At 33.0% G+C, this 315-nt stretch carries 1 protein-coding gene; it reads right to left on the minus strand.

The window, feature by feature from the left end; all coding sequences use genetic code 11:
• Positions 1–263 (minus strand): hypothetical protein (locus NE547_RS18130; protein WP_370866866.1); only part of this gene is annotated, 263 nt, incomplete at its 3' end.
• Positions 264–315: the final 52 nt, after the last annotated feature.

Genomic DNA, 315 nt, shown 5'->3' on the forward strand with positions numbered 1-315 from the left:
CTAAAGTCCTCAAGATTTATCTTCTTAGTCTTATTTTTTAAATCTTCTATACTATAACTATTATTAGGTTCTTCTATACTAGTTCTTTCAAAATCAGAGTACTCTTTAAATATTTCGACATCTGACTTGTCCATAGAGACCCTTTCTTTGGCCTGTATTTTTACAACCTCAGGATCATTATTAAAGTCATCAATCAAGACCTTTTCTTCTTCACTTGAACTAGCCTTCCTCCTAAGCTCATTTAGGATTTCATCCAGGCTCATATTTTTAGTGTCTTGCATTGTGGATTGCTTTGACGCCCTTTTTTCTCTTTTT

The sequence above is a fragment of the Flavonifractor sp. DFI.6.63 genome (genome assembly GCF_024462255.1).
GTDB classification, from domain to species: domain Bacteria; phylum Bacillota; class Clostridia; order Oscillospirales; family Oscillospiraceae; genus Lawsonibacter_A; species Lawsonibacter_A hominis.